Annotated in this window: 18 protein-coding genes and 2 tRNA genes; 18 read left to right on the forward strand and 2 right to left on the reverse strand. The window is 69.8% G+C overall.

What is annotated here, in order from left to right; genetic code table 11:
* Position 1: 1 nt before the first annotated feature.
* The 4 genes from EOINJALH_RS11990 (at position 2) to EOINJALH_RS12005 (ending at position 2903) form a co-directional block, all read left to right on the forward strand.
* The gene (locus EOINJALH_RS11990) at positions 2 to 1252 is read left to right on the forward strand and encodes an O-succinylhomoserine sulfhydrylase (protein WP_088280590.1); all 1251 of its coding nucleotides are present in this window, start codon (positions 2 to 4) and stop codon (positions 1250 to 1252) included.
* A 7-nt stretch (positions 1253 to 1259) separates the two neighbouring features.
* Positions 1260 to 2666, forward strand: a complete 1407-nt coding sequence (gene gltX / locus EOINJALH_RS11995) for a glutamate--tRNA ligase (protein ID WP_088280591.1) — start codon at positions 1260 to 1262, stop codon at positions 2664 to 2666.
* Positions 2667 to 2718: 52 nt separating this feature from the next.
* Positions 2719 to 2794, forward strand: a tRNA-Ala gene (locus tag EOINJALH_RS12000).
* Positions 2795 to 2827: 33 nt separating this feature from the next.
* Positions 2828 to 2903: transfer RNA gene (locus EOINJALH_RS12005), tRNA-Glu, on the forward strand.
* Positions 2904 to 2956: 53 nt separating this feature from the next.
* Here the strand turns inward: EOINJALH_RS12005 and EOINJALH_RS12010 are convergent.
* Positions 2957 to 3820 (reverse strand): amidohydrolase family protein, encoded by an 864-nt coding sequence (locus EOINJALH_RS12010; RefSeq protein WP_088280592.1) that lies wholly within the window; start codon positions 3818 to 3820, stop codon positions 2957 to 2959.
* Positions 3821 to 3974: 154 nt separating this feature from the next.
* Between EOINJALH_RS12010 and EOINJALH_RS12015 the strand changes: the two genes are divergently transcribed.
* The 11 genes from EOINJALH_RS12015 (at position 3975) to EOINJALH_RS12065 (ending at position 16284) form a co-directional block, all read left to right on the forward strand.
* Positions 3975 to 4784 (forward strand): crotonase/enoyl-CoA hydratase family protein, encoded by an 810-nt coding sequence (locus EOINJALH_RS12015; RefSeq protein WP_088280593.1) that lies wholly within the window; start codon positions 3975 to 3977, stop codon positions 4782 to 4784.
* A gap of 67 nt (positions 4785 to 4851) precedes the next feature.
* A complete protein-coding gene (locus EOINJALH_RS12020; protein WP_088280594.1) occupies positions 4852 to 6777 on the forward strand; it encodes a feruloyl-CoA synthase in 1926 nt (641 codons plus the stop codon).
* Between the two features lie 46 nt (positions 6778 to 6823).
* The gene (locus tag EOINJALH_RS12025; protein WP_088280595.1) at positions 6824 to 7243 is read left to right on the forward strand and encodes a thioesterase family protein; all 420 of its coding nucleotides are present in this window, start codon (positions 6824 to 6826) and stop codon (positions 7241 to 7243) included.
* A 34-nt stretch (positions 7244 to 7277) separates the two neighbouring features.
* Complete coding sequence (locus EOINJALH_RS12030) at positions 7278 to 8414, forward strand: ABC transporter substrate-binding protein (protein ID WP_088280596.1); 1137 nt, start codon at positions 7278 to 7280, stop codon at positions 8412 to 8414.
* A 148-nt stretch (positions 8415 to 8562) separates the two neighbouring features.
* Positions 8563 to 9600 carry a branched-chain amino acid ABC transporter permease gene (locus EOINJALH_RS12035; protein WP_088280597.1) on the forward strand — a complete coding sequence of 346 codons (1038 nt, stop codon included), beginning with the start codon at positions 8563 to 8565 and terminating at the stop codon, positions 9598 to 9600.
* 80 nt (positions 9601 to 9680) lie between these two features.
* Positions 9681 to 11444: a branched-chain amino acid ABC transporter ATP-binding protein/permease gene (locus tag EOINJALH_RS12040; protein WP_088280598.1), complete on the forward strand. Its 1764-nt coding sequence runs from the start codon at positions 9681 to 9683 to the stop codon at positions 11442 to 11444.
* A 1-nt stretch (position 11445) separates the two neighbouring features.
* Positions 11446 to 12180, forward strand: a complete 735-nt coding sequence (locus tag EOINJALH_RS12045) for an ABC transporter ATP-binding protein (RefSeq protein ID WP_088280599.1) — start codon at positions 11446 to 11448, stop codon at positions 12178 to 12180.
* Positions 12181 to 12211: 31 nt separating this feature from the next.
* Positions 12212 to 13996 (forward strand): acyl-CoA dehydrogenase family protein, encoded by a 1785-nt coding sequence (locus EOINJALH_RS12050; RefSeq protein WP_088280600.1) that lies wholly within the window; start codon positions 12212 to 12214, stop codon positions 13994 to 13996.
* Between the two features lie 9 nt (positions 13997 to 14005).
* Positions 14006 to 14521: a MarR family winged helix-turn-helix transcriptional regulator gene (locus tag EOINJALH_RS12055; RefSeq protein WP_088280601.1), complete on the forward strand. Its 516-nt coding sequence runs from the start codon at positions 14006 to 14008 to the stop codon at positions 14519 to 14521.
* Between the two features lie 70 nt (positions 14522 to 14591).
* Complete coding sequence (gene paaI / locus EOINJALH_RS12060) at positions 14592 to 15074, forward strand: hydroxyphenylacetyl-CoA thioesterase PaaI (protein ID WP_088280602.1); 483 nt, start codon at positions 14592 to 14594, stop codon at positions 15072 to 15074.
* A gap of 64 nt (positions 15075 to 15138) precedes the next feature.
* On the forward strand, positions 15139 to 16284 hold the full coding sequence (locus tag EOINJALH_RS12065) for an ABC transporter substrate-binding protein (protein WP_088280603.1): 1146 nt from the start codon (positions 15139 to 15141) through the stop codon (positions 16282 to 16284).
* A 70-nt stretch (positions 16285 to 16354) separates the two neighbouring features.
* Here EOINJALH_RS12065 and EOINJALH_RS12070 read toward each other — a convergent pair whose 3' ends face one another.
* Positions 16355 to 17488 carry an aromatic ring-hydroxylating dioxygenase subunit alpha gene (locus tag EOINJALH_RS12070; protein ID WP_088280604.1) on the reverse strand — a complete coding sequence of 378 codons (1134 nt, stop codon included), beginning with the start codon at positions 17486 to 17488 and terminating at the stop codon, positions 16355 to 16357.
* Between the two features lie 183 nt (positions 17489 to 17671).
* Here EOINJALH_RS12070 and xseB point away from each other — a divergent pair, with 183 nt between their 5' ends.
* Genes xseB through dxs form a run of 3 tightly spaced genes read left to right on the forward strand, consistent with a single transcriptional unit; the run spans position 17672 to position 20724 of the window.
* Positions 17672 to 17905 (forward strand): exodeoxyribonuclease VII small subunit, encoded by a 234-nt coding sequence (gene xseB / locus EOINJALH_RS12075; RefSeq protein ID WP_088280605.1) that lies wholly within the window; start codon positions 17672 to 17674, stop codon positions 17903 to 17905.
* The gene (locus tag EOINJALH_RS12080; RefSeq protein WP_088280621.1) at positions 17902 to 18795 is read left to right on the forward strand and encodes a polyprenyl synthetase family protein; all 894 of its coding nucleotides are present in this window, start codon (positions 17902 to 17904) and stop codon (positions 18793 to 18795) included. Before xseB ends, EOINJALH_RS12080 begins: the two co-directional genes overlap by 4 nt.
* A 12-nt stretch (positions 18796 to 18807) precedes the next feature.
* Positions 18808 to 20724 carry a 1-deoxy-D-xylulose-5-phosphate synthase gene (gene dxs / locus EOINJALH_RS12085; RefSeq protein WP_088280606.1) on the forward strand — a complete coding sequence of 639 codons (1917 nt, stop codon included), beginning with the start codon at positions 18808 to 18810 and terminating at the stop codon, positions 20722 to 20724.
* Positions 20725 to 20762: the final 38 nt, after the last annotated feature.

Raw genomic sequence — 20762 nt, forward strand, 5'->3', positions numbered from 1 at the left:
CATGACCGACCCCGCCCGACCCGGCGACGCGGAAGCCGCCCGCATCGCCCGCGCCAGATTGCCCGAGGGGCTGCGCCCCGAGACGCTGGCCGTGCGCACCGCACTGGCCCCGAGCCAGCACGGCGAGAACTCCGAGGCGCTGTTCCTGACCAGCGCCTACGTGCAGCCAGACGCACAGACCTCTGCCCGGCGCTTCACGGACATGGAGGACTTCACCTACTCGCGCACCAGCAATCCCACGGTGCGCAGCTTCGAGGCCCGCCTGGCCGCGATGGAAGGCGCCGAGGGCGCGGTGGCCACCGCCACCGGCATGAGCGCGATCCTGCTGCTGATCATGGGCCTGCTCAAGTCCGGCGACCACGTGGTGTGCTCGCGCTCGGTGTTCGGCTCGACCATCAGCCTGTTCGCCAAGGAGTTCGGCAAGTTCGGCGTCGAGACCAGCTTCGTGTCGCAGACCGACCTGGCCGAGTGGCGCGCCGCGATGCGCCCGACGACCAAGCTGCTGTTCGCCGAGACGCCGACCAACCCGCTCACCGATGTCTGCGACATCCGTGCACTGGCCGACCTGGCGCACGACGCCGGCGCGCTGCTGACGGTGGACAACACCTTCTGCTCGCCCGCGCTGCAGCGGCCGCTGGCGCTCGGCGCCGACCTGGTGATGCACGCCGGCACCAAGTTCCTGGACGGGCAGGGCAGGGTGATGGCCGGTGCGCTCTGCGGGCCCGACAAGCTGATCCGCGACGTCTTCGGCCCGGTGCTGCGCACGGCCGGCATGACGCTGGCGCCGTTCAACGCCTGGGTGGTGCTCAAGGGCATGGAGACGCTGGCGCTGCGCATGAAGGCGCAGAGCGAGGCCACGCTGACCGTGGCCCACTGGCTGGAACGTCACCCGGCGGTGGCGCGGGTGCATTACCCCGGCCTGGCCTCGCATCCCCAGCACGAACTGGCGATGCGCCAGCAGTCGGGCCTGGGCGGTGCGGTGCTGTCGTTCGACATGCGGGCCGACACCCCGGAAGCTGCCCGCGCCGCGGCCTTCCGCGTCATCGATGGCACCCGGGTGTTGAGCATCGCCACCAACCTGGGCGACACCAAGTCGATCATCACCCATCCGGCCACCACCTCGCATGGCCGGCTCACCGAGGCGCAGCGCCAGGCCTCGGGCATCGGCCAGGGGCTGGTGCGCCTGGCCGTCGGCCTGGAACATGTCGACGACATCACCGATGACCTCCAACGCGGCATGACCGCGGCCTGAACTGCCCATGACATCCACCGTCCGCACCCGAATCGCCCCGTCACCGACGGGCTTCCTGCACCTGGGCACCGCCCGCACCGCGCTGTACTCGTGGGCCTTTGCACGCCACCACGGCGGCCAGTTCGTGCTGCGCATCGAGGACACCGACGTGGCGCGCTCGACGCAGGATTCGGTCGACCAGATCCTGGCCGCGATGCGCTGGCTGGGCCTGGATTGCGACGAGGGCCCGATCTACCAGATGCAGCGCCTCGAGCGCTACCACGCCGTCATCGAGCAGATGCTGGCCGCTGGCACCGCCTACCGCTGCTATGCCACGCCGGACGATCTCGACGCGATGCGCGAGGCCCAGCGCGAGCGCGGCGAGAAGACCCACTACGACGGCCGCTGGCGCCCGGCGCCCGGCAAGGCGCTGCCGCCGGTGCCCGAGGGCGTGAAGCCGGTCGTGCGCTTCGCCAACCCGCCCGACGGCCTGGTCAGCTGGGACGACCTGGTGAAAGGCCCGATCACGATCTCGAACGAGGAGATCGACGACCTGATCATCCTGCGGCCCGACGGCGTGCCGACCTACAACTTCGCCGTCGTCGTCGACGACTGGGACATGGCCATCACCCATGTCTTCCGCGGCGACGAGCACATCAACAACACGCCCTGGCAGATCAACATCTTCCGCGCGCTCGGTGCGCCACTGCCGCGCTTCGGTCACTGTCCGATCATCCTGGGCGATGACGGCCAGAAGCTGTCCAAGCGACGCGGTGCCGTCAGCGTCACCGCCTACGAGGACGCCGGCTACCTGCCCGAGGCCATGCTCAACTACCTGGCGCGCCTGGGCTGGAGCCACGGCGACGACGAACTCTTCACCCGCGGGCAGATGGTGGCCTGGTTCGACGGCAGCCACCTGGCCAAGAGCCCGGCACAGTGGGACCCGGCCAAGCTGGCCTGGGTGAACGCCCAGTACCTGAAGCAGGCCGACGACGCCCGCCTGGCCGGCCTGGTGGCCGCGCAACTCGCGACGCGGGGCCTGCTGGTGGCGGCGGACGCCCGCATGGCCGCTCGATGCGGCCTGTTCAAGGACCGCTGCAACACCACCGTCGAGCTCGCCGACTGGCTGGCGATGTACGACGCGCCGGTCACGCCCGAGGCGGCGGATCTGGCCACGCATGTCACCGACGCGGTCCAGCCGGCCCTGAGCGCGCTGCGCGATCGGCTGGCCACCTGTGCCTGGGACAAGGCGGGCATCCAGCTGGCGATGAAGGAGACGCTGGCCGAACACGGTCTGAAGATGCCGCAGCTGGCCCCGGCGGTGCGGGTGCTCGTCTGCGGCCGCGCGCAGACGCCGTCGGTCGACGCGGTGCTGTCGCTCTTCGAGCGAAGCACGGTGCTGGAACGCTTGCAGCCACGAAGTCCTGTGCTATAGTCATGGACTCGCTTGAACGGCGCGCCTTATGGCGGATCGTTGTCGATTCGTTGGGGGTATAGCTCAGCTGGGAGAGCGCTTGCATGGCATGCAAGAGGTCAGCGGTTCGATCCCGCTTACCTCCACCATCAAAGCGCGCAGTTCAGGACGACGAAGTTTTTGACCCCTTCGTCTAGAGGCCTAGGACACGACCCTTTCACGGTTGTAACAGGGGTTCGAATCCCCTAGGGGTCGCCAAAAGAAAGCCGGTACCGCACTCGCGGTACCGGCTTTTCCTTTTGCGGCGGCGCTCAGCCCAGCCGCAGCAGCCGCTTGGCGTTGTCCTTCAGGATCAGCGGGTGCACGTCGGGCTTGAAGCCGGCCTCCTCGAAGTCCTTCATCCAGCGCTCGGGCGTGATCAGCGGGTAGTCGCTGCCGAAGAGCATGCGGTCGCGCAAGAGCGTGTTGGCGTACTGCACCAGTTGGGGCGGAAAGTACTTCGGGCTCCAGCCCGACAGGTCGATCCAGACGTTCGGCTTGTGCAGCGCCAGCGACAGCGCCTCGTCCTGCCACGGCCAACTGGGGTGGGCGATGACGATCTCGATGTCGGGGAAGTCGATCGCCACGTCCTCCAGCAGCATCGGGTTGCTGTTCTGCAGGCGCAGGCCGCCGCCGCAACGCATGCCCGAGCCGATGCCTGAATGGCCGCTGTGGAAGATCGCCGGCAGCTTGTGTTCGGCAATGACCTCGTAGATGGGCCAGGCCATGCGGTCGTAGGGCAGGAAGCCCTGCACCGTCGGGTGGAACTTGAAGCCCTTGACGCCGTGTTCCTCGATCAGCCGCCTCGCCTCGCGCGCGCCCATCTTGCCTTTGTGCGGGTCGATGCTGGCGAAGGCGATCATCATGTCGCTGTTCTTCTTTGCGGCCTCGCAGATCTCCTCGTTCGGGATGCGGCGGCGGCCCATCTGCGTCTCGGCGTCGACGGTGAACATCACCAGCCCGATCTTCTTCTCGCGGTAGTGCGCCACCGTCTCGTCGATGGTCGGCCGGCGGTTCGAGCGGAAGTACTTGTCCGCCGCCCGGTCGTACTCCTCGCCGTAGCTGTCGAACGGGTTCCAGCACGACACCTCGGCATGCGTGTGCACGTCGATCGCGATCAGATCATCGGTCTTCATGGGTGGCTTTGCTTCAACAGTGGAATAAAAAAAGCAACGATTGATGGGTCAAGCCGGATTCTCCATGGGCAGATTCAGGGGGTGACTCGGGTTTCTCCTAGTTATTAAGTTAATGAACTGAAATATCTTTGCGCCTGTTCGCAAAGGGCTCCCGATGACCTCCGACTTCCAACCGCTGCCCGGCCTGCCCGGCACTCTGGACCTGTTGCAGGTCTCGCGCAACGATGCCGTGGTGCATGTGCGCCTGAACCGCCCGGCCAAGCGCAATGCCATCAGCGACGCGCTGGTGCAGCAGTTGCACACCTGCTTCGTGAACCTGCCCGAAGGCGTGCGCGCGGTGGTGCTCAGCGGCGAGGGCGCCCATTTCTGCGCCGGGCTCGACCTGGCCGAACTGGTGGAGCGCGACATCGGCAGCGCGGTGCTGCACTCGCGCATGTGGCACGCCGCGTTCGATGCCATCCAGTTCGGCCGCGTGCCGGTGGTGGCGGTGCTGCATGGCGCGGTGGTTGGCGGCGGCCTCGAACTGGCCACCTCGTGCCACCTGCGCGTGGCGGAAGACTCGGCGTACTTCGGCCTGCCCGAGGGCCAGCGCGGCATCTTCGTCGGTGGCGGCGGCTCGGCGCGCATCCCGCGGCTGATGGGCGTGGCCCGCATGACCGACCTGATGCTCACCGGCCGCGTCTACGACGCCGACGAGGGCCTGCAGGTCGGCCTGGTGCAGTACCGCGTGCGCGACGGCGAAGGCCTGGCCCGGGGCATCGCGCTGGCCCAGCGCATCGCCACCAATGCGCCGATGAGCAACTTCGCGGTGATGCACGCGCTGCCGCGCATCGCCGATCAGGCGCAGTCCGAAGGCCTGTTCACCGAGTCGCTGATGGCGGCGGTGGCCGAGAGCACGCCCGATGCCCAGGACCGCCTGCGCGCGTTCCTCGACGGGCGCGCCGGCAAGGTCGTCAAGTCATGAGCCCGCAGGCTTTGCCGAGGGCTCATTCCCGCCTGGCGGGACCGGCCGCAGGCCGCAGGGTGCACCCATGAGCGCGGGTGCCGTCCACGCGCGCCACGACGGCGAGGCCGGCGCGCCGCGCTACCGCGACGCCAGCGTCGGCGGCTGCGTCGAGGCCGAGATCGAGCAGCGGCCGGACGGCAGCATCGTGCTGCGATCGACCGAGGCGCTGCGCTGGTTCCCCGACCGGCTGACCGACTGCCTCGAGCAGTGGGCGCAGGAGGCACCCGACCGCACGCTGGTCGCCCGCCGCGACGCCAGCGGCGCCTGGGTGCACATCACCTACGCGCAGATGCTGCAGCGGGTGCAGGCTGTGGGCCAGCGCTTGCTGGACCTGGGCCTGTCGGTCGACCGACCGCTGGCCATCCTGTCCGAGAATGACCTCGAGCACCTGACGCTGGCGCTGGCCGCGATGTGGGCCGGCGTGCCCTATGCGCCGGTGTCGTCGGCCTATTCGCTGATCTCGCAGGACTTCGGCAAGCTGCGCCACATCGTCGGCATCGTGACGCCCGGTCTGGTGTTTGCCAGCGGCCCCGCCTACGCCAAGGCCATCGATGCGGTGCTGTCGCCCGACGTGCCGGTGGTGTTGACCGACGGCCTGGCCGAGGTGGCCGCCGCCGGCCTGCTGCAGGGCCGCGACCTGCGCCGCTTCGACAGCCTGCTCGGTGCCGTACCCGGCCCGGCGCTGGCCGAGGCGCATGCGAAGGTGGGCCCCGACAGCATCGCCAAGTTCCTGTTCACGTCCGGGTCCACCAAGGCGCCCAAGGGCGTGATCAACACCCACCGCATGCTCTGCGCCAACCAGCAGATGCTGCGCCAGTGCATGGGCTTCCTGGCCGACGAGCCACCGGTGCTGGTCGACTGGCTGCCCTGGAACCACACCTTCGGCGGCAACCACAACGTGGGCCTGGTGCTCTACAACGGCGGCACGCTCTACATCGACGACGGCAAGCCCACGCCGAAGGCCATCGCGCAGACGCTGCGCAACCTGCGCGAGGTCTCGCCCACGGTGTACTTCAACGTGCCCAAGGGCTTCGAGGAAATCGCCTCGGCGATGGACACCGACCGGCAGTTGCGCGACACGCTGTTCAGGCGCTGCAAGGCCTTCATGTTCGCCGGCGCCGCGCTCAACCAGGCGGTGTGGGACAAGCTCGAGGCGCATGGCGAGGCGGCGGTGGGCGAGCGCGTGCGCATCATCACCGGCCTGGGCATGACCGAGACCGCGCCAGCCTGCACCTTCGCCGTGGGCACCGACGTGCGCTCGGGCCACATCGGCCTGCCGGTGCCGGGCGTCGAGGTCAAGCTGGTCAAGGATGCCTCCACCGGCGGCAAGGCCGAGATCCGCTTCCGCGGCCCGAACGTGATGCCCGGCTACTGGCGCGCGCCCGAGCAGACGCGCGAGGCCTTTGACGACGAAGGCTTCTACCGCACCGGCGACGCCGCCCGCTGGATCGATGCCGACCACCCCGGCCGCGGCCTGATGTTCGACGGCCGCACCGCCGAGGATTTCAAGCTGTCCACCGGCACCTTCGTCAGCGTCGGCCCGCTGCGCGCGCGCATCACGCTGGCGGGCGACCCCTGCGTGCAGGACGCGGTGATCACCGGTCTGAACCGCGACGACGTCGGCGCGATGATCTTCCCGCGGCCTGACGAATGCCGCCGCCTGGCCGGCCTGCCCGAGGGCACGCCGATGCCCGAGGTGCTGCACCACCCGGCGGTGCGGGCCTTCTTCCAGGTGCTGGCCGACCGCTTGTGGCGCGAGTCGACCGGCAGCGCCAGCCGAGTCGCCCGCCTGCACGTGCTGGCCGAGCCGCCGTCGATCGACCATGGCGAGGTCACCGACAAGGGCTCGATCAACCAGCGCGCGGTACTCACCCACCGCGCCTCGCTGGTGGAGGCGCTGTACGAGGGCCGCGAGGCCGATCCGTTCCTGATCCTGCCGCGCAAGGACTGAGCATGACCGCCGCGACCACGCGCCCCACGGCGATCGGGAGAACCCAATGAGCAAAGTGCACGTCCACCGCGTCGACGTGTGCTTCGGCGACTGCGACCCCGCAGGCATCGTGTTCTTTCCCAACTTCTCGAAGTGGATGGACCAGTCCTCGCTCGCCTTCTTCATGGCCTGTGGTGTGCCGCCCTGGCGCGAGCTGGTCAAGACGCGCGGCATCGTCGGCACGCCGCTGCTCGAGATCCACACCCGCTTCATGAAGCCCGCCACCTATGGCCAGACGATCGAGGTGCACACCACCGTCGAGGAGTGGGCCGTCAAGACCTTCCTCCACCGCCATGTGGTGCGCCGCGGCGACGACCTGCTGTGCGAAGGCACCGAGGTGCGTGCATTCGTCGTGCGCGACCCGGCCGATCCCGACCGCATCAAGGCCATACCGATCCCCGAAGACATCAAGGCGCTGTGCCTCTGAGTCGCCCCCACCCCACCCAGAAGGAGACACCTCCATGAAGTTCATCAAGACCCTGGTGGCCGCAGCGGCCACCCTGCTGGCGGCGGCACCGGCGCTGGCCGACATCACCATCGGCATCACGCTGCCGCTGACCGGCCCGGCCTCGGGCCTGGGCATCCCGATGCAGAACCAGTTCAAGCTCTGGCCGGCCAGCATCGCTGGCGAGAAGCTCAACGTCATCATCCTCGACGACGCCACCGACCCGACCAAGGGCGTGCAGAACGCGCGCCGCTTCGTCACCGAGGACAAGGTCGACCTGATCATCGGCTCGGCCGCCACGCCGGTGGCCATCCCGATCGCCGACGTCGCCGCCGAATCGGCCACGGTGCAACTGGCCGCCTCGCCGATCGGCCTGCCGCCCGGCAAGGACGGCTGGACCTTCCGCCTGCCGCAGTCCAACGACGTGATGGCCCATGCGATGGTCGGCCTGATGAAGAAGCAGGGCGTCAAGACGGTGGGCTTCCTGGGCTACACCGACGCCTACGGCGAGCAGTGGCTGAAGGCCATCACCGCCGAGGGCGAGAAGAACGGCATCAAGATCGTGGCCACCGAGCGCTTCGCGCGCTCGGACACCGGCGTCACCGCACAGGCCCTCAAGCTCACCGCGGCCAACCCCGACGCGATGCTCATCGTGGCCTCGGGTTCGGGCGCGGCGATGCCGCACAAGGCCGTCGTCGAGCGCGGCTACAAGGGCAAGATCTACCAGACGCATGCGGCGGCCACGCGCGACCTGATGCGCGTCGGCGGCAAGGACGTCGAAGGCGCCTTCGTCGTCTCCGGCCCGGCTGTGGTGGGCGAACTGCTGCCCGACGCGCACCCGAGCAAGAAGGTGGCGATGGACTTCGTCGCCAAGTACGAGAAGGCCTATGGCGCCGGCTCGCGCAACCAGTTCGCCGGCCATGCCTACGACGCGCTCGTGGTGCTGGAGAAGACCGTGCCGGTGGCGCTGAAGAAGGCCAAGCCCGGCACCAAGGAGTTCCGCGCGGCGCTGAAGGATGCCATCGAGGGCATGGGCCGCACGGTGTTCGCGCACGGCATCATGAACTGGACCAAGGACGACCACTGGGGCTACACGCTCGAGACCGGCGTGATGCTGAAGGTGGTCAACGCCGACTGGGCGCTGGCCAACTGAGCTCACGGCCTTCGGCCCGCCTCTGGGCGGTCCGAAGGCCGCGACGGGCCCGCCACCCGGCGGGCCACTGCATGCCCTGTCGACCGGCCCGGCGCGAGCCGGCGTCGATCTCCCCATCACCGCCCGGGCAACCGGCGCAGAGGCCCCGATGGACTTCTCGATCGCAAGCATCCTCACGCTCGACGGCGTGACCAACGGCGCGGTGTACGCGCTGCTGGCGCTGGCCACGGTGCTGGTGTTCGCCGTCACGCGGGTGATCTACATCCCGCAGGGCGAGTACGTGGCCTTCGGCGCGCTCACGCTGGCCATGCTGCAACTCGGCAAGGTGCCCGGCACGGTGTGGTTCCTGCTGGTGCTGGCCGGTGCGGCGGCAGTGACCGACCTGGTGCAGGGCCTGCAGCGCGGCCAGCAGCTGGCGCGTGTGGCCTTGGCCGCGCTGCGCACGCTGGCCTACCCGGTGGCCGTGTCGGCGCTGGTGGTGTGGGCGGCGCCGCAGAACCCGCCGCTGCTGGTGCAGGCGCTGCTGACACTGGCGGTCGTCACTCCCTTCGGCGGCCTGATCTACCGCCTGGCCTACCAGTCGCTGGCCGACGCCAGCGTGCTGGTGCTCCTGATCGTGTCGGTCGGCGTGCACTTCGCGCTCACCGGGCTGGGGCTGTTCTTCTTCGGTGCCGAGGGCTTCCGCAACCCCAGCTTCTGGGACGCGCGCTTCAACGTCGGCCCGCTCACCTTCAGCGGCCAGACCCTGATCATCTTCATGGCCTCGGCGGCGCTGATCGTCTCGCTGTGGCTGTTCTTCGAACGCACGCTGCACGGCAAGGCGCTGCGCGCCACCGCCATCAACCGGCTGGGCGCGCGGCTGATGGGCATCTCCACCGACGGTGCCGGCCGCGCCACCTTCACCGTGGCGGCCTTCATCGGCGCGCTGTCGGGCCTGCTGATCGGGCCGACCACCACGGTGTTCTACGACTCGGGCTTCCTGATCGGGCTGAAGGGCTTCGTCGCCGCGGTGTTCGCCGGCTTGTCCAGCTACCCGCAGGCGCTGCTGGGCGCACTGTGCGTGGGCCTGCTCGAGAGCTTTGGATCGTTCTGGGCCAGCGCATTCAAGGAGGTGATCGTGTTCGGCTCGATCATCCCCGTGCTGCTGTGGCGCTCGCTGCGCGACCCGCACACCGAGGAGCACTGAAGTGAAACGGCCCCAAGCTCACTGCGTTCGCAGCCCCCGAGGGGCGCGTCAGTCCCTTCGGACGGCCGGGCGGTACTGACATGCCACGGCGCTTGCACTTCCCGCTCTTCGCGGCCGTGATGCTGGCCTTGCCGGCACTGCCGCTGCCCGACTTCTGGATCACCCAGCTCAACTCGATCGGGCTGTATGCCATCGTTTCGCTGGGCCTGGTGCTGCTCACCGGCGTGGCCGGGCTCACCTCGTTCGGCCAGGCGGCCTTCGTCGGCGTGGGCGCCTACACGGCGGCCTTCCTGTCGACGAAGCTGGGCGTCTCGCCGTGGCTCACGCTGTTCATCGGCGTGGCGCTGTCGGTGTCGGTGGCGCTGCTGCTGGGGGCCATCACGCTGCGCATGTCGGGGCACTACCTGCCGCTGGCCACCATCGCCTGGGGCCTGGCGCTGAACTACACCATGGCCAACATGGACTGGCTGGGCAAGTACGACGGCATCCTGGGCGTGCCGCCGATCTCGCTGGCCGGCTTCAGCCTGGGCAGCGGCCGCGGCATCTACGTGCTGATCTGGGCCATCGCGCTGGCCTCGGCGCTGGCGGTGACGAACCTGCTCGATTCGCGCCCCGGCCGCGCCATCCGCGCGATCAAGAACGGGACCACGATGGCCGAGGCGATGGGCGTATCCACCTTCCGCTACAAGGTCATCGCCTTCGTGCTGGCGGCGGTGCTGGCCGCCGTGTCGGGCTGGCTGTTTGCGCACTTCCAGCGCACCGTCAACCCGTCGCCCTTCGGCATCCACAAGGGCATCGAGTACCTGTTCATGGCCGTGCTCGGCGGCATCGGCCACGTGTGGGGCGCGTTCCTCGGCGCCGGCGTGGTGAAGATCGTCGAGGACCAGTTGCAGGTGGTGCTGCCCAGGCTCATCGGCACCAGCGGCAACTTCGAGATCGTGGTCTTCGGTCTGGTGCTGATCGGCGTGCTGAAGTACGTGCCCGACGGCCTGTGGACCTTCGTGACCCGCTGGTTCCCGGCGTCGGCCCGCGTGCGCGACTGGCAGGGTGCCGCGCCGCTGGTCTCGCGCGACAAGCCGCAGCCCGGCGAACTGCTGCTGGACGTGGACCAGGTGCGCAAGGAATTCGGCGGCCTGGTGGCGGTCAACGACGTGAGCTTCCAGGTGCGCGCGGGCGACATCGTCGGGCTGATCGGGCCCAACGGCGCCGGCAAGTCCACCACCTTCAACCTGGTCACCGGCGTGCTGTCGCTCACCCGCGGCAACGTGCGCTTCCGCGGCGAATCGGTGGCCGGGCTGCCGTCGCGCGAGATCGCGCGGCGCGGCGTGTCGCGCACCTTCCAGCACGTGAAGATGATCCCCGAGATGACGGTGCTCGAAAACGTCGCGCTGGGCGGCTACCTGCGCAGCAGCTCGGGCACGCTGCGCGCGATGCTGCGGCTCGACCGCGCCGAGGAGCGCGCGCTGTTCGCCGAGGCCGAGCGACAACTGCAGCGCATCGGCATGGCCGGGCAGATGCACGAGCTGGCCGGCAACCTGGCGCTGGGCCCGCAGCGCCTGATGGAGATTGCCCGCGCCCTGGCCACCGACCCCGCGCTGCTGCTGCTGGACGAACCCGCCGCGGGACTGCGCCACAAGGAGAAGCAGGCACTGTCCGACGTGCTGCGCCAGCTGAAGTCCGAGGGCATGAGCATCCTGCTGGTCGAGCACGACATGGAGTTCGTGATGGGCCTGACCGACCGCATCGTCGTGATGGAGTTCGGCACCCGGCTGATCGAAGGCACGCCTGAGGAGGTGCAGGCCAGCCCGGTGGTGCGCGCCGCCTACCTCGGCACGGAGCACTGACATGACGATCCCATTGCTCGAAGTGAGCGACCTGCACGCCGGCTACGGCCGTGCCGAGGTGCTGACCGGCATCGGCTTCGGGCTGACGCGCGGCCAGGTGGTCACGGTGATCGGCCCCAATGGCGCCGGCAAGTCGACGCTGCTGAACGCGCTGATGGCGGTGCTGCCGTCGCGCGGCCGGGTGGTCTTCGACGGCGTCGACCTGGCCGACGTCACGCTGGAAGAACGCGTGATGTTGGGCATGGCGCTGGTACCCGAGAAGCGCGAACTCTTCGGCACGCTGCCGGTCGAGGACAACCTGGTGCTGGGTGGCTACCGCCCGATGAAGCTGCGCCAGCCCGGTTGGCGCGACGGCCTGGAGCGCGTCTACACGCTGTTCCCGCGCCTGAAGGAGCGGCGCGTGCAACTGGCCGGCACGCTGTCGGGCGGCGAGCGCCAGATGCTGGCCGTCGGCCGCGCGCTGATGTCGCAGCCCAAGCTGCTGATGCTCGACGAGCCCAGCCTGGGCCTGGCGCCGCTGATCGTGCGCGAGATCTTCCGCATCATCGACCAGTTGCGCGAGCAGGGTGTCTCGATCCTGCTGGTCGAGCAGAACGCCCGTGCGGCGCTGGAGGTGGCCGACCACGGACACGTGCTGGAAACCGGCGCCATCGTGCTGGAGGGGCCGGCCAGTGAACTCGCCGGCGACCCGCGCGTCATCGAAACCTACCTCGGCGCGGCCCGCAAGAACGCCTGAGGCCCGCTGTCCCTTCGAGAGGACCCACGCCATGTGGTCGTACCAGGCCCCCGTGGCCGACATGCTGCACCTGATGACCCGCGTGCTGGACGCGCCGGCCTCGTGGGCGGCCCAGCCGGCCTTCGCGGCGCTCGATGCCGACACCGCCGGCCAGGTGCTGGAAGAGGCCGCTCGCTTTGCGTGCGAGGTGCTCGCGCCCACCAACGCCCCCGGCGACCTGGCGGGCTGCGACTGGTCGGCCGAGGGCGTGCGCACGCCCCCGGGCTATGCCGCGGCCTACCGGGCCTTCGTCGACGGCGGCTGGCCCGCACTGGCCTGCGCGCCCGATGCCGGTGGCCAGGGCCTGCCGCAGTTGCTGAACGCGGCGCTGTTCGAGATGCTGTGCGCGGCCAACCACGCCTGGACCATGTACCCCGGCCTGTTGCACGGCGCCTACGAGGTGATCCGCGCGCATGCCGTGCCGGCCCTGCGCGAGCGCTACCTCGCCCGGGTCGCCTCGGGCGAGTGGCTGACCACCATGTGCCTCACCGAACCCCAGGCCGGCAGCGACCTGGGCCTGGTGCGCACGCGCGCCGACCTGGCGGGCGGCGCCGAGGCGGCCAACGGCGCCACGGTGACGGTCACTGGCGGCAAGATCTTCATCTCCGGCGGTGACCACGACCTCACCGACAACATCGTCCACCTGGTGCTGTGCCGGCTGGCCGACGCACCGGGCGGCACCAAGGGCCTGTCGCTCGCGTTGGTGCCCAAGTGGCTGCCCGACGGCACGCGCAATTCGGTGCACTGCGACGGCGTCGAGAAGAAGATGGGCATCAAGGGCAGCGCCACCTGCCAGATGCACTTCGAGCGCGCGCAGGGCTGGCTCGTCGGCGAGCCGAACCGTGGCCTGGCGGCGATGTTCCTGATGATGAATGCGGCGCGCCTGCACGTGGCGATGCAGGGCGTCGGCCACCTCGAGGCGGCGACGCAGAACGCCTGGCGCTACGCCGCCGAGCGGGTGCAGATGCGGGCGGCGGTGCGGCCCGAGGGCGCCGCGCCCGCGCCGGCCGACCCGATCGCCTGGCACCCGGCGATGCGCCGCATCCTGCACACGCTGCAGGCCCGCACCGACGCCTGCCGTCTGCTGGCCTACTGGACGGCGCTGCTGCTCGACGAGCACGAGCAGCACCCGGACGCCAAGCGACGCGCCGCCGCGGGTGGCCATGTGGCGGTGCTGACGCCGGTGGCCAAGGCGCTGTTCACCGACCTCGGCCACCGCAGCGCCGACGAGGCCCTGCAGGTGTGGGGGGGCTACGGCTACGTGCACGAGTTCGGCATCGAGCAGACGGTGCGCGACAGCCGCATCGCGATGATCTACGAGGGCACCAACGAGATCCAGGCGGTGGACCTGGTGCAGCGCAAGCTGCTCGACGACGGCGGCGCACGCGCGACCGCGCTGATCGCGCTGCTGGCGCAGGAGGTGGCGGCGTGCCGGGCCTTGGCCGGGCTGCAGCCGTTTGCCGACGCGCTGGACGGGCAACTGCAGGCCTGGCGCGACGCGATGGCGGCGCTGCTGGCGGGCCGCGACGCCGACCCCGACTGGCCTCTGCGCGTGGCCGACGACTTGCTGCACGGCATCGGCCATGCGCTGATGGCCTGGGCCTGGGCCCGCATCGCGCGGGCGACGGCGCAGCCGCAACCGTCCGCCGTCGCCGGGGGACGCAGTCCGGCGCAATGGCTGCAGTCGGCCCGCTTCGGCATCGACTGGCTGCTGCCGCAGGCCCAGGTGCACTGGGCCCGCGCGGCGCGGCGCGATGCGGTGCTGCCCTGGGCCTGACAATCACGCATGGCCCGCGCCGACCGAACGTCCGACCTTGCCGGGGCAGAGCCCACGGCCGACCTGCCCACCGACCGGCCGAACGAGGCGGCGTCGCTGTCGCTGGGGCCGCTCACCGACGTGCTGGGCTACCACATTGCCCAGGCCGCGGTCGTCACCTATGCGCTGTTCGAGCGCCACATCGGCCAGCCGCACGGCCTGCGCAAGGTGGAGTATTCGATGCTGATGCTGCTGCTGGCCAACGGGCCGCTGTCGCCCAAGCGGCTGATCCAGGCACTGGCGCTGTCGGCGCCGAACCTGACGCTGCTGCTCGACCGCCTGCAGGAGCGCGGCCTCATCCGCCGCGAGCGCAGCCAGGTCGACCGCCGCTCGCAGAACATCGTGCTCACGGCCGAAGGGGGCCGCATTGCCCGCGCCACGGCCGAGGCCGCCGCCCCGATGGAGCGCGAACTGCTGGACCGGCTCAGCCGTGCCGAGCACGCCATGCTCATCGAACTGCTGGGCAAGGTGGCCGGTCGTCTGTGACGGCGGCAGCCGGTACCATGGCCTGTCTCGAGCCGGCTCGACCGAGCCTGCCGTTCCTCTGCACACCACCATGACCGAACCCACCCCGCCCCAGCGAACGCCGCAGCAGACCGCCGAGGCCGTGCGCGATGCCATGCTCGTCAACGACACCGTGCTGCGCACGCTGGGCATCACGGTGGGCGAGGTCGGTCCCGGGCGGGCGACGGTGAGCATGACCGTACGCGCCGACATGCTCAACGGCTTTGCCATCTGCCACGGCGGTCTCGTCACCACGCTGGCCGACACGGCCTTCGCCTACGCCTGCAACGCCTACGACGAGCTCACCGTGGCCTCCGGCTTCTCGGTCGACCTGCTGGCGCCGTCGCACGAAGGCGACGTGCTCACGGCAGTGGCGCGCGAGTTGAACAAGACCGGCCGCACCGGCCTGTACGACATCGTCGTCACCAACCAGCATGGCCGGCGCGTGGCCGAGTTCCGCGGTCGGTCGTACACGATGAAGGGACGCCCGGTGGTCGGCGGTGCACCAGTGCACCGGGCCGGATCCGGCGGCTGACGGCCCGCCGCCGCGGCGACGTCCGCGGCCATCGATTCAAACAGACACCACAGGAGCACTCCCCATGACCTTCACCCGTTCCCTGCTCGCTGCCGCCCTGGCGCTGGCCTCGCTGGCGGCGCAGGCCGACATCACCATCGGCGTCACGCTGTCGGCCACCGGCCCGGCGGCCTCGCTGGGCATCCCCGAGAAGAACACCGTCGAGCTGATGCCGCGCACCATCGCCGGCCAGAAGGTGAACTACATCGTGCTGGACGACGCGTCCGACACCACGGCCGCGGTGGCCAACGTGCGCCGCCTGGTCACCGAAAGCAAGGTCGACGTGATCATCGGCTCGACCACCACGCCCAACTCGCTGGCCATGCTCGACGTGGTGGCCGAGAGCCAGACGCCGATGGTCTCGCTGGCCGCGTCCTCGCGCGTGGTGGAACCGGTCGACGCCAAGCGCAAGTGGGCCTTCAAGACGCCGCAGAATGACATCATGATGGCGCTGGCCATCGCCCAGCACATGGCCGACAACGGCATCAAGACGGTCGGCTACGTGGGCTTTGCCGATGCCTACGGCGAAGGCTGGGCGCAGGAGTTCGGCAAGGCGGCGGCGCTCAAGGGCATCAACGTGGTGGCGAGCGAGCGCTTCAACCGCACCGACGCCTCGGTCACCGGGCAGGTGCTCAAGCTGCTGGGCGCCAGCCCGCAGGCCATCCTGGTGGGCGGGTCGGGCACGCCGGCAGCGCTGCCGCAGCGCACGCTGAGGGAGCGCGGCTACGCCGGCAAGATCTACCAGACCCATGGCGTGGCCAACAACGACTTCCTGCGCGTGGTCGGTGCCGATGGCGAAGGCACGCTGCTGCCGGCCGGGCCGGTGCTGGTGGCCGCCCAGCTGCCGGCCAGCCACCCCGCGCGCAAGACCGCGCTGGATTACGTGGCGGCCTACGAGGCCAAGTTCGGCAAGGGCAGCGTGTCCACCTTCGGCGCGCACGCCTGGGACGCGGGCCTGGTGGTGCAGGCGGCCGCCACCGCCGCGTTGAAGAAGGCCCAGCCTGGCACGCCGGCCTTCCGCGCCGCGCTGCGCGACGCGCTGGAGGCCACCAAGGAAGTGGCGGGCGCGCACGGCATCTTCAACATGTCGGCCAACGACCACAACGGCCTGGACCAACGCGCCCGCGTGATGGTCAAGATCAGCAAGGGCGCCTGGGTCTACCAGCCCTGATCTGCGCCCACCGGAATGAACAAGGGCCGCATTGCTGCGGCCCTTTTTCGATGACGCGCCGGGCGCATTCCTACCAGGACGCGCGGCCCATGCCCATCACGCGGCGGTACCACTCGTGGAAGTGCTGCATGCCGTCTTCCATCGGGCTTTGGTACGGGCCGGCCTCGTCGTCGCCGCGTTCCATCAGCGCCTTGCGGCCGGCGTCCATGCGCAGGGCGATCTCGTCGTCCTCGATGCAGGTTTCCATGTAGGCGGCCTGCTCGGCCTCGATGAACTCGCGCTCGAAGGCGGCGATCTCCTCGGGGTAGTAGAACTCCACCATGTTCAGCGTCTTCTGCGGCCCCTTGGGGTACAGCGTGGACACCACCAGCACGTGCGGGTACCACTCGACCATGATGTTGGGGTAGTAGGTGAGCCAGATCGCGCCCTGCTTGGGCGGTTGGCCGTTGCCCAGCGCCAGCACCGCCTCGTGCCAGCGCTTGTAGGCGGGCGAGCCGGCCTGGCGCAGCGAATCGTTGATGCCCACCGTCTGCACCGAGTGGTGCCGGCTGAACTCCCAGCGCAGGTCGGAGCAGCTGACGAAGCGGCCCAGCCCGGGGTGGAAGGGCCCGACGTGGTAGTCCTCGAGGTAGACCTCGATGAAGGTCTTCCAGTTGTAGGCGCACTCGTGCAGGTGCACCTTGTCGAGCACGTAGCCGGTGAAGTCGAGGTCGGCCTTCGGGCCGACGTGGCCCAGTTCGGCGCCGATGTCGCGGCCGTTGTCCTCGAACACCATGCCGTTCCAGGTGCGGGTGCGGTAGCGCTGCAGGTGCAGGCAGGGGTCTTTCTCGAACAGCGGCGCGCCCAGCAGCTTGCCCTGCAGGTCGTAGGTCCACCTGTGCAGTGGGCAGACGATGTTGTTCTTGGTATGGCCGCGGCCGCGCAGCATCAGCGCCTGGCGGTGTCGGCAGACGTTGGAGATCAGCTCCACGCCCTCGGCGGTGCGCACCATGGCGCGGCCTTCGCCCTCTTGCGGCAAGGCGTAGAAATCTCCGACTTCGGGCACCGCCAGCTCGTGTCCGAGGTAGCGGGGTCCGTGCTGGAAGATCAGCTCCATCTCGCGGCGATGCAGGTCGTCGGCGAAATAGGTGGAAACCGAAAGCTGCGAACGGGTGCTCGTGTCACCGCGCGCCAGAGCTTCGAGACGTGTGCTCAGGTCCGACATGATCCCCAGGTGCTCCAGAAAGGATGTCTCAACCCCCCACCCGGTGGCCCCGCGGGATGGGTCTCATCAAGAACATGGCCGCCAGACTCGAGGCACTGGCGGCCATGCATGGGATTGTAGCCAAGGGGTCAGGGCGGGGCGCCGGTGGCGACTAAAATCAAACTTCCCGCCGTGCCGAAGCCGATGACAGACCGCCCCACCGACGCCCCCGAACCTGCCAGCTACGAGGCGGCCCTGGCCGAGCTCGAACGCCTGGTGCAGGCCATGGAATCGGCGCAGATGCCGCTCGACGGGCTGCTGGACAACTACCGCCGGGCCGCCTTCCTGCTGGATTTCTGCCGCACGCGCCTGCAGGCCGTGGAGGCCCAGGTCAAGGTGTTCGAAGGCGGGCAGCTGAAGGAATGGTCGCCGACATGAACGCCCCGGACACCTTCGATGCCTGGATGCGCGACGCCCTGGCGCGCACCGAGCGCAGCCTGGAGGCCTGGGTGCCGGGCGATGCGCCGGCCGCGCTGGGCGAGGCCATGCGCTACGGCGTGCTCGATGGCGGCAAGCGCCTGCGGCCGATGCTGGTGCTGGCGGCCTGCGAGGCCGTGCAGGGCCACCCGGGTGCGGCCTTGCGTGCGGCTGCTGCGGTGGAGCTTATCCACGCGTACTCGCTGGTGCACGACGACATGCCCTGCATGGACAACGACGTGCTAAGGCGTGGCAAGCCCACCGTGCACGTGCGCTACGGCGAGGCCGGTGCCATGCTCGCCGGCGACGCGATGCAGGCGCTGGCCTTCGAGGTGCTCACGCCGCCCGAGTCCGAGATGCCGCTGGTGCTGCAGGCCCGGCTGTGCGGCCTGCTGGCCCGCTCGGCGGGCTCGGCCGGCATGGCCGGCGGGCAGGCCATCGACCTGGCCAGCATCGGCCAACCGCTCGACGAGGCCCAGTTGCGCGACATGCACCGGCGCAAGACCGGCGCACTGCTGCAGGCCAGCGTGCTGATGGGGGCGGCCACCGGCCCGACCCATGCCGAGGCCTGGCGGGCGCTGGGCGATTTCGGCGCGGCCATCGGGCTGGCCTTCCAGGTCGTCGACGACATCCTCGACGCGACCCAACCGTCCGACAAGCTGGGCAAGACCGCCGGCAAGGACGCCCACCAAGGCAAGCCCACCTACGTCACCGTGCTCGGCCTCGAGGCCGCGCGCGCCGAGGCGCAGTCGCTGCGCCGCGCGGCGCACCAGGCGCTGGAGCGCAGCGGCCTGCCGGCCTGCGCCCGGCTGGGCATGCTGGCCGATCTGGTGGTCGACCGCGACTGCTGAGCCACGGAACCCATGACCTACTCCCTCCTCGACACCATCGCCGGTCCCGCCGATGTGCGGCGCCTGTCGCGCCCCGAACTCGAAAAGCTGGCCCGCGAGCTGCGCGAGTTCGTGCTGCAGAGCGTGGGCCGCACCGGCGGCCACCTGTCGTCCAACCTCGGCACGGTGGAGCTGACGATCGCGCTGCACCACGTCTTCAACACGCCGCACGACCGCATCGTGTGGGACGTGGGCCACCAGACCTACCCGCACAAGGTGCTCACCGGCCGCCGCGGTCGAATGGACACGCTGCGCCAGCTGGGCGGACTCAGCGGCTTTCCGCGGCGCGACGAGAGCGAGTACGACGCCTTCGGCACGGCGCACTCGTCCACGTCCATCTCGGCGGCGCTGGGCATGGCCCATGCGGCCAAGCTCAAGGGCGAGAAGCGCCGCGCGGTGGCCGTCATCGGCGACGGAGCCCTTACCGGCGGCATGGCCTTCGAGGCGCTCAACCACGCCGGCGCACCGCACGGCGCGTGGCCGGCCGACGTGCTGGTGATCCTCAACGACAACGACATGTCGATCTCGCCGCCGGTGGGCGCGCTGAACAAGCACCTGGCCCGCCTGATGAGTGGCAACTTCTACGAGGCCGCGCGCCAGGGCGCCAAGTCCGTGCTGCGCAACACGCCGCTGTACGAGCTGGCGCGGCGCTTCGAGGAGCACACCAAGGGCATGGTCGTGCCCGGCACCATCTTCGAGGAACTGGGCTTCACCTACGTCGGGCCGATCGACGGCCACGACCTCGACGCGCTGGTGCCCACGCTCGAGAACCTGCGCGACCGCAAGGGCCCGCAGTTTCTTCACGTCGTCACCAAGAAGGGCTACGGCTACAAGCTGGCCGAGGCCGATCCTGTGCAGTACCACGCGGCCTCCGGCAAGTTCGATCCGGCGGAGGGATTCAAGAAACCCGCCACGCCACCCAAACTGACCTTCACCCAGGTCTTCGGACAATGGCTGTGCGACATGGCCGCGGCCGATGAGCGCCTGGTCGGCATCACGCCGGCGATGCGCGAAGGCTCCGGCATGGTCGAGTTCGAAAAGCGCTTCCCGTCGCGCTACCACGACGTGAGCATCGCCGAGCAGCACGCCGTCACCTTCGCCGCGGGCCTGGCCTGCGAGGGCATGAAGCCGGTGGTGGCCATCTATTCCACCTTTCTGCAGCGCGGCTACGACCAGCTGATCCACGACGTGGCCTTGCAGAACTTGCCGGTGGTGTTCGCGCTCGACCGGGCCGGCATCGTCGGGGCCGACGGCCCCACGCACTGCGGTGCCTACGACATCGCCTTCGTCCGCTGCGTGCCGAACATGGCGCTGATCGCCCCGTCGGACGAGAACGAGTGCCGCAAGGCGCTGTCCACCGCCTATGCCCACGACGGCCCGGTGGCCGTGCGCTACCCGCGTGGCGCCGGCACGGGCCAGGCCGTGTCCGCCGGCTTCGAGACACTGCCGTGGGGCCGCGGCGAGGTGCGACGGCGCTCCGGCGTGGCATCGGGGCAGGGCCGTCGCATCGCGATACTGGCCTTCGGCACCTTGCTGCACCCCGCGCTCGTGGCGGCCGAGGCGCTGGACGCCACGGTGGCCGACATGCGCTTCGTCAAGCCGCTCGACCAGGCCCTGGTGGCCGACCTGGCGCGCACGCACGATGCGCTGGTCACCATCGAGGAAGGCTGCGTCATGGGGGGTGCGGGCAGTGCGGTGGGCGAGTGCCTGATGGCCGCCGGCCTGCAGATGCCGATGCTGCAGCTCGGTCTGCCCGACACCTTCATCGAGCAGGGCGATCCGGCCAAGCTGCTGTCGCTGATCGGGCTCGATGCGGCCGGCATCGAGCTGTCGGTGCGCAAGCGTTTCGGTGCCCACCTGTCGCTGGTGCGGCCGGCGGTCAACGACTGAGGGCTCGAGCGTCCGTCGCACCCGTCCCACCAACCATG

The organism is Ideonella sp. A 288, from assembly GCF_002198735.1.
Taxonomy (GTDB): Bacteria; Pseudomonadota; Gammaproteobacteria; order Burkholderiales; family Burkholderiaceae_C; genus Pseudaquabacterium.

Excerpts from the sequence above, each read along its gene's own strand:
- EOINJALH_RS11990 (WP_088280590.1), top strand. The coding sequence starts at position 2 with ATGACCGACCCCGCCCGACCCGGCGACGCGGAAGCCGCCCGCATCGCC.
- gltX (WP_088280591.1), top strand. The coding sequence starts at position 1,260 with ATGACATCCACCGTCCGCACCCGAATCGCCCCGTCACCGACGGGCTTC.
- EOINJALH_RS12010 (WP_088280592.1), bottom strand. The coding sequence starts at position 3,820 with ATGAAGACCGATGATCTGATCGCGATCGACGTGCACACGCATGCCGAG.
- EOINJALH_RS12015 (WP_088280593.1), top strand. The coding sequence starts at position 3,975 with ATGACCTCCGACTTCCAACCGCTGCCCGGCCTGCCCGGCACTCTGGAC.
- EOINJALH_RS12020 (WP_088280594.1), top strand. The coding sequence starts at position 4,852 with ATGAGCGCGGGTGCCGTCCACGCGCGCCACGACGGCGAGGCCGGCGCG.
- EOINJALH_RS12025 (WP_088280595.1), top strand. The coding sequence starts at position 6,824 with ATGAGCAAAGTGCACGTCCACCGCGTCGACGTGTGCTTCGGCGACTGC.
- EOINJALH_RS12030 (WP_088280596.1), top strand. The coding sequence starts at position 7,278 with ATGAAGTTCATCAAGACCCTGGTGGCCGCAGCGGCCACCCTGCTGGCG.
- EOINJALH_RS12035 (WP_088280597.1), top strand. The coding sequence starts at position 8,563 with ATGGACTTCTCGATCGCAAGCATCCTCACGCTCGACGGCGTGACCAAC.
- EOINJALH_RS12040 (WP_088280598.1), top strand. The coding sequence starts at position 9,681 with ATGCCACGGCGCTTGCACTTCCCGCTCTTCGCGGCCGTGATGCTGGCC.
- EOINJALH_RS12045 (WP_088280599.1), top strand. The coding sequence starts at position 11,446 with ATGACGATCCCATTGCTCGAAGTGAGCGACCTGCACGCCGGCTACGGC.
- EOINJALH_RS12050 (WP_088280600.1), top strand. The coding sequence starts at position 12,212 with ATGTGGTCGTACCAGGCCCCCGTGGCCGACATGCTGCACCTGATGACC.
- EOINJALH_RS12055 (WP_088280601.1), top strand. The coding sequence starts at position 14,006 with ATGGCCCGCGCCGACCGAACGTCCGACCTTGCCGGGGCAGAGCCCACG.
- paaI (WP_088280602.1), top strand. The coding sequence starts at position 14,592 with ATGACCGAACCCACCCCGCCCCAGCGAACGCCGCAGCAGACCGCCGAG.
- EOINJALH_RS12065 (WP_088280603.1), top strand. The coding sequence starts at position 15,139 with ATGACCTTCACCCGTTCCCTGCTCGCTGCCGCCCTGGCGCTGGCCTCG.
- EOINJALH_RS12070 (WP_088280604.1), bottom strand. The coding sequence starts at position 17,488 with ATGTCGGACCTGAGCACACGTCTCGAAGCTCTGGCGCGCGGTGACACG.
- xseB (WP_088280605.1), top strand. The coding sequence starts at position 17,672 with ATGACAGACCGCCCCACCGACGCCCCCGAACCTGCCAGCTACGAGGCG.
- EOINJALH_RS12080 (WP_088280621.1), top strand. The coding sequence starts at position 17,902 with ATGAACGCCCCGGACACCTTCGATGCCTGGATGCGCGACGCCCTGGCG.
- dxs (WP_088280606.1), top strand. The coding sequence starts at position 18,808 with ATGACCTACTCCCTCCTCGACACCATCGCCGGTCCCGCCGATGTGCGG.